Below are 11,753 nucleotides of genomic sequence, written 5' to 3' on the forward strand. Positions count from 1 at the left end.
ATGCGCCAATGGCATCACCTGCTGGGCCTGACCCTGCTGATCTGCGCCCTGCCAGGCTGCAGCACCGGTGCGGGGGCTGCCGCGCAGGCACAGCCTGCGGCCAGGACGGTTCCCGCACAGCCGGCGCGTCAGGATGGCAACATCGCGCTGCTGGCGAACAAACTGCGCGGCGCCAATCGAGCGGGCGTCTCCATCGTCCAGTTCGGTGACTCGCATACCGCCGCCGACCTGTTCAGCGGCGAGCTGCGTCGGTTGTTGCAGCAGCGCTATGGCGATGGAGGTATCGGCTTGATACCGGCATCGTCCGTGCCGGGAATCCGCAACGACCGGGTGATCGTCGCCAGTGCGCGGCAACAGTGGGAGTTGGTGTCGGCGCGCAATCAGCAGAGCAGCCAGTTTCCCCTGGGTGGATACTTGTCGCGGCCGGTGCTGGCAAACGCAAGTGTGACGCTTCAGGCCCGCGACCCCGATACGCAGCGCTACCGAATCTCGGCGTTGTACCAGGCAGCAGGCAACAGCACGCTGGTGGCCAATGGCAACCAGCGGCGCATGCTGCCGGCCAGCAATGGGCAGTGGCGCTTCAGTCCGGCGTTCACCAATCTGAGCTTGCCGGTGCGGCTCGGCGTGGAAGACAGTCAAGGTGTGATACTGGGTGGCTGGTACATCCAGGGCCAGAAGAACGCCGGCGTGACCTATTCGTCCCTGGGCATCAACGGTGCTCGGCTGGAGGTGGTGAACAAGTGGCAACCCGGTTGGCAGGAGAGCCTCAAGACCCTGCGAGCGGACTTGGTGATCCTCGCCTACGGCACCAACGAAGCCTTCGATGACACCCTCGACCTGAGTCTCTACCAATCGCAGTTGGACGCGGCCCTCAGCGGACTGCGCCAGGCGCTGCCGCGTGCGGCGATCCTGTTGATAGGCCCGCCCGACTCGATCAAGCATCGCAAGGCTCGCACCTGTACGGCCCGCCAGCCGCAGCCGTTGGCGTCGGTGATTCGCATCCAGCGCCAGGCCGCGCAGAAGCACAAGGCGCTGTTCTGGGACTGGCAGGCATACATGGGTGGGCCGTGCTCGATCGCGGCCTGGCAAGCGAGTGGGCTGGCGCGTCCGGATCTGGTGCACCTGACCGCCGAGGGGTATCGCAAAAGCGCGGCGGGGCTGTATCAATTCTTGAAAGGGCCGCTGCAGCTGCGCTGACAGCGGCAGCATTGTGAGCGCCGAAGACGGCCCGCTCCCGCAAAAACCACGATGCTCTCGAGAGCGCCTAGGATCTAGTGGGAGCGGGTTCACTGCGCAGAAGTCGCCGCGCAGCAAGCATGTTGCGCTGACTCAGGCCGGCACGGCTTCGCGCTCGACCATCGCCTCGCGATAGCGCGCCAACTCCTCGATGGTCAGCACCGGCAGGTTGTACTGGCGGGCATAGACCGCCACCTGCTCGCCCCGGGCCATGCTGCCGTCGGGGTTCATCAGTTCGCACAGCACCGCCGCCGGGCGCAGGCCGGCCAGGCGTGCCAGGTCCACCGAGCCTTCAGTGTGGCCACGACGTGTCAGGACGCCGCCATTGCGCGCACGCAGCGGGAACACATGCCCGGGGCTGACGATGTGGCGCTGCTCGGCAGTGGAGCGCAGCGCGGCTTCGATGGTGGTGATGCGGTCCTGGGCGGACACGCCGGTGCTGACGCCCTCAGCCGCTTCGATGCTGACGGTGAAGCCGGTGCCATGGCGCGCCTGGTTGTTCTGCACCATCGGCGCCAATTGCAGGGCGTCGACCGTGGCTTCGTCCAGGCACAGGCAGACGATGCCGCTGCAGTCGCGGATCATCATGGCCATGGTCTGCAGCGAGATGTTCTCGGCGGCGGCGATGATGTCCGCTTCGTCCTCGCGGTCGTCATCGTCGAGCAGCAGCACAGGACGCCCGGCCTGGAAGGCGGCGATGGCAGCGGTGACATTGGGGAATTGGGGATGATGCGTGGTGGACATGAAACGCTCCTCGTAAATGATCGATGAACGTCTCGGGGCGAACAAAATGCGCGCGCAGGAGCACCGGATGGCCCCCGCCTGACGCCTTCTTTCATCCGGACTATGACCGTCGGCCCTGGAATCTCACCAGGTCTGCTGACCCCCGGCATGGCCGGGGCGCTCGCGGGCTTATCTTTCGATTTACCGCCGGTGGGGACTTTCACCCCGCCCTGAAGACCGGGCAAGCATACCCCACTGTGCCACCCCGCTGGCAAGCCGGCGGTGTACGACCTTCGGCGGTATCATGGCCACCAAGGCTTTTGTGAGGCAGTACATCATGGACATTCTCGACGTCGCCGGCGGCAAGCCGGTCAAGCTGTGGACCGAAGGCGTGCCGGTGGAGGACGACGCCCGCAAACAACTGATGAATACCGCGCGCATGCCGTTCATCTTCAAGCACCTTGCGGTGATGCCGGACGTGCACTTGGGCAAGGGCTCGACCATCGGTAGCGTCATCCCTACCGTCGGGGCGATCATCCCGGCTGCGGTGGGGGTGGACATCGGTTGCGGCATGATCGCCGCGCGCACCTCGCTGCACGCCCGTGACTTGCCGGATAACCTGCACGGCCTGCGCAGCGCCATCGAAAAAGCCGTGCCCCATGGCAAGACCTTCGGGCGGCGTGACCAGGGCGCCTGGGACGCGGTGCCTAACCATGCCGACCAGGCTTGGCGCGGGCTGGCCGCGCGTTTCAAGGCGATCACAGACAAGTACCCGCGCTTGGAGAAAACCAACAATCGCCATCACCTGGGCACCCTGGGTGGCGGCAACCATTTCATCGAGGTTTGCCTGGATGAGGCCGACCGCGTGTGGTTCATGCTGCACAGTGGCTCGCGCGGTGTCGGCAACGCCATCGGCAACCTGTTCATCGAACTGGCCCAGGCCGACATGCGCCAGCACTTGGCGAACCTGCCCGACAAGGACCTTGCCTACTTCGAAGAAGGCAGCCGGCATTTTGCAGACTACGTGGAGGCGGTGGAGTGGGCCCAGGACTTCGCACGGCACAACCGCGAGCTGATGATGCAGGCGGTGATTGCCACCACGCGCAAGGTCTTGGGCAAGCCTTTCGAAGCGAATCTCGAGGCGGTCAATTGCCACCACAACTACGTGCAGCGTGAGCAGCACTTCGGCCGTGAGGTATTGGTCACCCGCAAAGGCGCGGTGTCAGCGCAAAAAGGCCAGTTGGGTATCATTCCCGGATCCATGGGCGCCAAGAGCTTCATCGTGCGTGGGCTGGGCAACGAAGAGTCGTTCTGCTCCTGCAGCCATGGCGCAGGTCGGGTGATGAGCCGCACCAAGGCCAAGAGCCAATTCACTGTCGAGGACCAGCGGCGGGCCACGGCACACGTGGAGTGCCGCAAGGACAAGGACGTGATCGATGAGATCCCGATGGCCTACAAGGACATCGATGCGGTGATGCACGCCCAGCGAGAGCTTGTGGAAGTGCTTCACACCTTGCGTCAGGTGGTGTGTGTCAAAGGCTAAGCCTTGTAGGTGCGGGTTCGGATGATGATTGCGCCGAGCCCTTGATTGGGTGCGGAGAATCCTCCACCGGAGAAAAAGTAGGATCGCGAGCACCCCTCGTTCTCTGTTCGAAGCTTTTAGGACCCTTCCCAAACCACTGAACACCTACCTACGGCCCGATTACCTGTTGGTTTAATCCCGCCCCTACTGGATATCGGATGATCAGAAGGGGCACAGGGATGTCGCATGTTTTTTCGGCCTGGGTGCTCGTTGCCGTTGGCTGCACGAGCTTGATCATTGCCGCAGCGCCCATGTCACGCAGGGGATAGGAGCATTTGCGGACAATTAAAAAGCCGGCTTGTGGCCGGCTTCTCGGGGACGGTCTTGGCTAATTTTTGGTAAGCCGCAACCGCCTTAACGGGATGGCCATGAAGGCCTGAAAAGAGATGGCGGACGGCTGTGTGAGGCGTCGCCAGGCCCTCTGGATCGCGGCTTGCGCCGGCCGGGGCTGAATGTGCGGCGTAGCATACTAGGGCTGGCGCGGGTTGCCCAGCAAAAAGTGGCGCCGGGGTGTTTCAGCAAGGGCGGCGCAGGCTGAAACATGACCAGTGGAATACCCAACCGAGGATCTGCATGCCCTGGGCCTGGCGCTGGCGGGGGGTGTAACGCTCTGTGGGCTCATGACCGTGCAGGTACAGGTTGTCCAGTCGATCGCGGCTCAGGCGATGAACCCTCAAGCGGCCATTGTGCATCAACACGTAGGTCTCGCCGTCCACGACCCATGTCAGGCTCCGGTCGATGACCAGGGTGGCGTCGGTGGGGATGATCGAAGCGATGCCGGTCATGGGCATCGGGATGCAGGCGGCATCTTCTGGGGCAACACCCAGCATCTGCAGCATTTGTTCGGAAAACGACAGGTATTTGCCTTCGTCGGGCTGGAGCGTTCCATTGCGCAGCAGATGGATCGGGAGGCGGATGAAGGTCCCTTCTTGATTGGCTGGTTGCGCCATGTTGAGGTGCGAGGGGTATGGGTTCGCGAGTGGATTGACGTGCTTGGGCCCTTCGCCCGTGCGCAGCCAGCGCCGATGTACGCAGAACAGTTCGGCGATATCGTCCAGCCGGGCCAAGGGCACGCCGCGCCTGAACCAGTTGTTGACGTGCTGGGGTGTGACACCGCGAAGGATGGCAAAGTCGGAAGGGGTCAGGTGGCACTCCTGGAGGAGGACTCTGAGACGGTCACCGGAAGTATTCATGGAGGCCGAGTCTAGCGAGTCGGTGCGGGGGCGGGAATGAACCGGGAGTTGATGAGTTTTGTAGGAAATAAATGCAATTGTCGGAGCTTTGCGTAGGGCAAAGTAGGCCGTTTCGCGTGAAGGTGCCGTGCATTTCAACCAGGCAAAAAAAACCCTGCCGAAGCAGGGCTTTTCTTCAATCCGGTCTTAGCCCTTGTAGGCGGCAACCGACTTGGTGATCTCGGCACGGGCGGCATCAGCGCCTTCCCAGCCCTTGACCTTGACCCACTTGCCTTTCTCCAGATCTTTGTAGTTCTCGAAGAAGTGCTTGATCTGTTCCAGCAGCAAGGCTGGCAGGTCGGTGTATTCCTTCACGTCGACGTACAGCTGGCTCAGCTTGTCGTGCGGAACGGCCAGGACCTTGGCATCGCCACCGCTCTCGTCGTCCATGTGCAGGACGCCGACCGGACGGGCGCGGATGACCGAACCTGGAGCGACCGGGTACGGGGTCACGACCAGCACGTCCAGCGGATCACCGTCGTCGGCCAGGGTATTCGGGATGTAGCCGTAGTTGGCTGGGTAGAACATCGGGGTGGCCATGAAACGGTCGACGAACAGGGTGTCGCTGTCCTTGTCGATCTCGTACTTGATCGGCGCGTGGTTAGCCGGGATCTCGATGGCGACGTAGATGTCGTTCGGCAGGTCTTTGCCCGCCGGAATCTTGCTGTAGCTCATTGGGCAGTGCCCCCGTGTTTGACCAAAAAGTGGCGGCGATTATAGGCACATTCCTACCGGGCATGCCACGCCCCGCCGGATGTGCGGCCCCGTCAGGCCTGGGTTTCGCGGTACAGAGGGTGCTCGGCCTGCAACCGGTCCAGGCGTGCGAGCGGGTCCTGGCGATAGAACAGCGCCAGTTGCTGGTACACCTGTGGATAAACCTGGTGCAGCAGGTCGGGCGCACTGAAGAAGTACTCGCTGGTGACGGCGAAGAATTCCGCCGGGTTTTCGGCGGCGTACGGGTCGATGGCGGTCTCGGCGTCGGGATTGGCGTCCAATTGCCGGTTCATGTCGTCATAGGCCTGCTGCATGGCGCTGGCCCAGTCTTCCACGCGCATGCCCTTGTGCAGCGGCGGCAGACCATTGGCATCGCCATTGAGCATGTCGAGCTTGTGGGCCAGTTCGTGGATCACCAGGTTGTAGCCTTCCCAGCCGCCACTGGCCAGCACCCCGGGCCAAGCCAGGATCACGGGGCCCTGTTGCCAGGCTTCACCGCTGTGCTCGGCGTCCCAAGTGTGTTCGACACCGCTGGCGTCGCGGTGGCGCTGGGGGCTCACGAAGTCGTCGGGGTAGAGGATGATTTCGTGGAAGCCCTGGTACCAGTTCAGCTCGCCTAGATGCAGCAGCGGCAGTTGGGCCTGGGCGGCGAGGAACAGACGCTGTTCGTCGTCCAACTGCACCCCGGGCAAGGCGGTCAGGTGCTTGTCGTGCAGAAACAGCACACAGGCTTCACGCAGGGTGCGGTCTTCTTCGTCACTGATGCCGTCGAGCATGGGCAGGCGCTCGCGAATCACCTGCCACAGCTGCGGATCGACGGGGTATCGAGCCAGGGTACGTCGGCGACGCCAGGCGCGCAGCGACCACATGACCGGTCAGTGGGCCTTCGCCGTGCGGCCCAGGCGGCCACGCAGCAGACCCAGGATCATCGGCACCAGCGACAGGATAATGATGCCGACGACCATCAGCGACAGGTGCTGCTTGATGAACGGGACGTTGCCGAAGAAGTAGCCCAGGGTCACCAGGCCGCCGACCCACAGCAGCGAACCTGTGATGCTGAAGGCCAAAAAACGCGGGTAGAGCATGTGTGCGATGCCAGCGACGAATGGCGCGAAAGTCCGAAGGATCGGCAGGAAGCGCGCCATGGTCACGGTCTTGCCGCCATGGCGTTCGTAGAAGTCATGGGTACGCTGCAGGTAGTCGCGGCGGAAGATTTTCGAGTTGGGATTGCGGAACAGTCGCTCGCCCGTGGTTCGGCCGATGACGTAGTTAGTGCTGTCGCCCAGGATCGCCGCCGCCATCAGCAGGCCGGCCAGCAGTACCGGATCCATGCCACCGCCTGCAGCGACGGCGCCAGCGATGAACAGCAAGGAGTCGCCCGGCAGGAAGGGCATCACCACCAGGCCGGTTTCGCAGAAGATAACCGCGAAGAGAATCGCGTAGATCCAGGGGCCGTAGTTGGTGACCAGCAGATCGAGGTAAGCATCGAGATGCAGGATAAGGTCCAGCGGGTTGAATTCCATGTACAACACCTGTGTTCTTGACCCGCAGCTACGGGCGCACGATGACGGACTGTGCCAAGGGCGTAGGCTTCTTTACCTGCGGATGGGTAAATTTTCACACATGACAGGAAGGGCATTATACGGCGATGGCAGGAATGTGCCCGGGGAGTTTGTAGCGGCGGGTTTCGAGGGGCGTTGCTCAGGGAATCCAAGCGATTCATCCCCCTGTGGGAGCGAATAAACCCGCTCCCACAGGATAAGGCGGTGCTCAGTCCTGAGTGATCGGCAAAATGTAGTTTTCGAACTCGGTGTCCTTGCGAAAACCGATCGATTCGTAGGTCTTGCGTGCCACGTCATTGTCGCTGCTGGTAGAGACCCGCATGCGCACGGCGTTGGTGTCCTTGGCCATCTTCTTGGCTTCACGCATCAGATGATCGGCCACCAGCATGCGCCGGGAATCTTCGGCCACGTAGATGTCGTTGAGGATCCACACGCGCTTGAGCGACAGGGAGGAAAAGCTCGGGTACAGCTGGCAGAAGCCAAGCAGGCGACCCTCTTCGTCATCCGGTAGGGCCAGGTAGATCACCGATTCGCCCCGCTTGAGGCGTTTTTCCAGAAAACTGCGTGAGCTGTCCGGGTAGGGCAACTGCCCATAGAACTCGCGGTACTTCACGAACAATGGGGTCAGCAGGTCGAGGTGTTCCAGGGTTGCCTTGATGATGCGCATGTGCGGCCCTCAGTGTCCATTTGGGGATACGGCGGATTGCCAGCAGCTTCAATCGCATGCTGCCCAAAGCAGGTTAGAAGCGCAATCCGCCTTCCATTACATGTTTTTTACCGCTCTCCCAGCAGGAAGTTTCCGTTTTTGCCTGAAGCCGCCTCGCTCTCGATGCTGTGCACCTCGGCTTCGTCCTTGAGGTTCACCCCGGAGAGCTGGCGCCGGCAGGCCTCGCGCATCAAGTACAGCAGACGGTGGGCCGCCATGCCGTAGCTCAGGCCCTCCAGGCGGACGTTGGAGATGCAGTTGCGGTAGGCATCGGTAAGGCCGACCTTGGGCGCATAGGTGAAGTACAGACCCAGACTGTCGGGCGAGCTCAGGCCCGGGCGTTCGCCAATCAGCATGACCGTCATGCGCGCGCCGAGCAGTTCACCGACTTCATCGGCCACTGCCACACGACCCTGTTCCACCAGCACGACGGGTGCACAGCGCCAGCCGTCGGCTGCGGCCTGCTCTTCGAAGCGGGCCAGGAAGGGCAGGGTATGGCGATGCACGGCCAGGGCCGACAGACCATCGGCGACCACGATCGCAAGATCGACGCCGCCCGGGTTGGTCTGGGCGTGTTCACGCAGGCGCTGGACGGAATCCTCGTCCAGGCGCCGGCCCAAGTCGGGCCGCTGCAGGTACTGGTGGCGGTCGCTGGCCGCGCTGTGCACCAGCAGGGTTTCGCGCCCACGGGCATTGAGTTGCTCGCGCAGGCCAGCGTGGTCGAAGGGCAGGTGCACGGCGTCGCGCGCCTGGGCGTGGGCGAACTGGAAGTCCAGCTGCGCGCCGGTCGGCAGGCTGGTGCCGGTGCGGCCGAGGGCGATGCGTGCCGGGGTCAGGTTGCGCAGAGCCAGCCAGGGATTTTCGGGAGTGGGTGTCTGTCGGTCCATGGTCATCCCTATGCAAGCTGTGCCAGGGCCTGGCGGAAGGCTGGCGGCAGTTGGTCACCGAAGCGTACCCGGCCATCGGCCTGGGTGAAGATCCCGGTGCGTTCCAGCCAGGCCTCGAACTCAGGCCCAGGTTTTAGGCCCAAGGTCTGGCGCGCATAGAGCGCGTCATGGAAGGAGGTGGTCTGGTAATTGAGCATGATGTCGTCGGAGCCGGGGATGCCCATGATGAAGTTGATCCCGGCCACGCCCAGCAAGGTCAGCAGCGTATCCATGTCGTCCTGGTCGGCTTCGGCATGGTTGGTGTAGCAGATGTCGCAGCCCATGGGCACGCCCAAAAGCTTGCCGCAGAAATGATCTTCCAGGCCGGCGCGGATGATCTGCTTGCCGTTGTACAGGTACTCCGGGCCGATGAAACCGACCACGGTGTTGACCAGGAACGGGTTGAAGTGACGCGCCACGGCGTAGGCGCGGGTTTCGCAGGTTTGCTGGTCCACGCCATGGTGGGCGTTGGCCGACAGCGCGCTGCCTTGGCCTGTCTCGAAGTACATCAGGTTCTGCCCGACGGTACCGCGCTTGAGCGACAGGCCTGCCTCGTAGCCTTCCTTGAGTACGTTGAGGTTGATGCCGAAACCGGCGTTGGCAGCCTCGGTGCCGGCGATGGATTGGAACACCAGGTCCAGCGGCACGCCACGGTTGATCGCTTCGATCGACGTGGTGACGTGGGTCAGTACGCAGGATTGGGTCGGAATCTGATAGCGCTGAATGATGGCATCGAGCATTTCCAACAGGGTGCAGATCGAGGCGATGCTGTCGGTGGCCGGGTTGATGCCGATCATGGCATCGCCGTTGCCATACAGCAGGCCGTCGAGAATGCTCGCCGCGATACCGGCCGGTTCGTCGGTCGGGTGGTTGGGTTGCAGGCGGGTCGAAAGACGTCCGCGCAGGCCCATGGTGCCGCGGAACTTCGTTACCACGCGGATCTTCTGCGCGACCAGCACCAAGTCCTGGACACGCATGATCTTCGACACCGCCGCGGCCATTTCCGGAGTCAGGCCGGGGGCGAGGGCCCGCAGGCTCTGTTCGTCGGCAGCCTCGCTAAGCAGCCAGTCGCGAAACCCGCCGACGGTCAGGTGGCTGACCGGGGCGAAGGCTTGCTTGTCATGGGTGTCGATGATCAGCCGGGTGACTTCGTCCGCCTCGTAAGGGATCAACGCCTCGTTGAGAAAGTGCGTCAGCGGGATGTCGGCCAAGGCCATCTGCGCGGCGACACGCTCGCCATCGTTGCTGGCCGCGACGCCTGCCAGGTAGTCGCCCGAGCGGGCCGGGCTGGCCTTGGCTAAGACGTCCTTGAGACTGTCGAAGCGGTAGATCTGGTTGCCTACCGTGTGTACGAAACTTGCCATACAGAATCTCCAGAGCGCCGCGGGTCGACCCGCGGCGTAAGTCGGCGATCAGTGCAGGGCCTCTTCGGCCTTCTGGATCGCAGCGAATTCTTCTTCCGGCGTCCCCGCCACGAGGTGGTGACGGCTGTAGAAAGCAAAGTAGGCAATTAATACCCCATAGATCACGGCAGCGCCAATCACCACGCGTGGGTCCACCAGGAAACCGGCGACCACGGCCACGCAGGCCAGCACCAGGGCCACGCCCGAGGTGAAGACTCCGCCTGGGGTGCGGTAAGGACGCTCCATCTTGGGGCGGCGGATGCGCAAGGTGATGTGCGCGGCCATCATCAGCACGTAGGAGAGCGTGGCGCCGAACACGGCCACCAGGATCAGCAGGTCGCCCTGGCCGGTCAACGAAAGACCAAAGCCGATGATGCCGGGGATCACCAGCGCCAGTACCGGCGCCTTGCTCTTGTTGGTTTCCGAGAGCTTGCGCGGCAGGTAGCCGGCGCGCGACAAGGCGAAGATCTGCCGCGAATAGGCGTAGATGATCGAGAAGAAGCTGGCGATCAGGCCGGCCAGGCCGACCAGGTTGACGAAGCTGCCCATCCAGGTGGAACCACCATAGGCCTTGGCCAATGCCTCGACCAGTGGGTTGCCGGAAGCCTTCAAGGCTTCGGAACCGGCGCCGCCGGGGCCGATCACCAAGATCAGCAGGGCGAAGGCGACCAGCACCAGCATGGCGCCGATCAGGCCGCGTGGCAGGTCACGGCGAGGGTTCTTGGTTTCTTCGGCTGCCAGGGGAACGCCTTCGACCGCGAGGAAGAACCAGATGGCGTAGGGGATCGCCGCCCAGATGCCGACGTAGCCAAAGGGCAGGAAGCTGCTGGCACCGGCCGCGTCGGTCTGGGCGATGTCGAACAGGTTGGATGCCTCGAAATGGGGCACCATGGCCACCAGGAAGACCGCCAGGGCGATCGCGGCGACGGCGGTGATGATGAACATCAGCTTGAGCGCTTCACCGACACCGAAGATATGGATACCGATGAAGATGATGTAGAAGGCCAGGTAGACCATCCAGCCGCCGATGCCGAACAGTGACTGGCAATAGGCGCCGATGAAGGTAGCGATGGCCGCGGGCGCGATCGCGTATTCGATCAGGATCGCCGTGCCCGTCAGGAACCCGCCCCAAGGCCCGAAGGCACTGCGCGCGAAACCGTAGCCGCCACCGGCGGTGGGGATCATCGAGGACAGCTCGGCCAGGGAAAAGCACATGCACAGGTACATGGTGGCCATCAACAAGGTGGCGAGGAACATGCCACCCCAGCCGCCTTGGGCCAGGCCGAAGTTCCAGCCGGCATAGTCACCGGAGATGACATACGCCACGCCCAGGCCGACCAGCAGGACCCAGCCGGCGGCGCCTTTTTTTAGTTGTCGGTGCTGGAAATAATCCGCGTCGACTTTCTCGAAGTCGACCGAAGAGCTCGCCGGCGCGCTGCCGGAGTGATCGCTTGGCATAGTGTTCACCTGTTGTTTTTCTTGGTGGCCAGAAGCGTTCCGGCCCTTGGTGATTGGTCTGGCAAGAAGCGAGCCAGAGCGGTGGTGCACGCCATCGCCCTGGTTGTTGGGCCGTACGGGTAAACCCAGCCCCACAGCACAAGCACTGCAGAAGCAGGTTCACCCGCGAAAAAGGCAACGCGATTTAGAAGAAGCCCAGCGGATTGATGTC

Annotated in this window: 12 protein-coding genes and 1 riboswitch; of the genes, 2 read left to right on the forward strand and 10 right to left on the reverse strand. The window is 63.0% G+C overall.

Annotated features, from left to right (window positions below):
* The gene (locus BLS27_RS22955; protein ID WP_090346929.1) at window positions 1–1,197 is read left to right on the forward strand and encodes an SGNH/GDSL hydrolase family protein; all 1,197 of its coding nucleotides are present in this window, start codon (window positions 1–3) and stop codon (window positions 1,195–1,197) included.
* 132 nt (window positions 1,198–1,329) lie between these two features.
* Here BLS27_RS22955 and ribB read toward each other — a convergent pair whose 3' ends face one another.
* Complete coding sequence (gene ribB / locus BLS27_RS22960; protein ID WP_090346930.1) at window positions 1,330–1,980, reverse strand: 3,4-dihydroxy-2-butanone-4-phosphate synthase; 651 nt, start codon at window positions 1,978–1,980, stop codon at window positions 1,330–1,332.
* Window positions 1,981–2,059: 79 nt separating this feature from the next.
* Window positions 2,060–2,201, reverse strand: a riboswitch (FMN riboswitch).
* A gap of 95 nt (window positions 2,202–2,296) precedes the next feature.
* On the opposite strand from ribB, the gene BLS27_RS22965 reads away from it, so the two are divergent.
* Window positions 2,297–3,502 (forward strand): RtcB family protein, encoded by a 1,206-nt coding sequence (locus tag BLS27_RS22965; RefSeq protein WP_090346934.1) that lies wholly within the window; start codon window positions 2,297–2,299, stop codon window positions 3,500–3,502.
* A 554-nt stretch (window positions 3,503–4,056) separates the two neighbouring features.
* Here the strand turns inward: BLS27_RS22965 and BLS27_RS22970 are convergent.
* The 9 genes from BLS27_RS22970 to BLS27_RS23920 all read right to left on the reverse strand — a co-directional run.
* A complete protein-coding gene (locus BLS27_RS22970) occupies window positions 4,057–4,734 on the reverse strand; it encodes an XRE family transcriptional regulator (RefSeq protein ID WP_090346931.1) in 678 nt (225 codons plus the stop codon).
* Window positions 4,735–4,920: 186 nt separating this feature from the next.
* Window positions 4,921–5,448 carry an inorganic diphosphatase gene (gene ppa / locus BLS27_RS22975; RefSeq protein ID WP_043210184.1) on the reverse strand — a complete coding sequence of 176 codons (528 nt, stop codon included), beginning with the start codon at window positions 5,446–5,448 and terminating at the stop codon, window positions 4,921–4,923.
* Between the two features lie 92 nt (window positions 5,449–5,540).
* A complete protein-coding gene (locus BLS27_RS22980; protein WP_043210182.1) occupies window positions 5,541–6,356 on the reverse strand; it encodes a M90 family metallopeptidase in 816 nt (271 codons plus the stop codon).
* Window positions 6,357–6,362: 6 nt separating this feature from the next.
* A complete protein-coding gene (locus BLS27_RS22985; RefSeq protein WP_043210180.1) occupies window positions 6,363–7,010 on the reverse strand; it encodes a DedA family protein in 648 nt (215 codons plus the stop codon).
* 247 nt (window positions 7,011–7,257) lie between these two features.
* A complete protein-coding gene (locus tag BLS27_RS22990; RefSeq protein WP_043210178.1) occupies window positions 7,258–7,716 on the reverse strand; it encodes a GNAT family N-acetyltransferase in 459 nt (152 codons plus the stop codon).
* Between the two features lie 107 nt (window positions 7,717–7,823).
* Window positions 7,824–8,642 carry an ethanolamine ammonia-lyase subunit EutC gene (gene eutC / locus BLS27_RS22995; protein ID WP_043210319.1) on the reverse strand — a complete coding sequence of 273 codons (819 nt, stop codon included), beginning with the start codon at window positions 8,640–8,642 and terminating at the stop codon, window positions 7,824–7,826.
* 8 nt (window positions 8,643–8,650) lie between these two features.
* Window positions 8,651–10,045: an ethanolamine ammonia-lyase subunit EutB gene (locus BLS27_RS23000; protein WP_070573965.1), complete on the reverse strand. Its 1,395-nt coding sequence runs from the start codon at window positions 10,043–10,045 to the stop codon at window positions 8,651–8,653.
* A 48-nt stretch (window positions 10,046–10,093) separates the two neighbouring features.
* Window positions 10,094–11,542: an ethanolamine permease gene (gene eat, locus BLS27_RS23005; RefSeq protein WP_070573967.1), complete on the reverse strand. Its 1,449-nt coding sequence runs from the start codon at window positions 11,540–11,542 to the stop codon at window positions 10,094–10,096.
* 5 nt (window positions 11,543–11,547) lie between these two features.
* Window positions 11,548–11,753: hypothetical protein (locus BLS27_RS23920; protein ID WP_208599427.1), on the reverse strand; the 206-nt coding region annotated here is incomplete at its 5' end.

This window comes from Pseudomonas guariconensis (assembly GCF_900102675.1).
GTDB classification, from domain to species: Bacteria; Pseudomonadota; Gammaproteobacteria; order Pseudomonadales; family Pseudomonadaceae; genus Aquipseudomonas; species Aquipseudomonas guariconensis.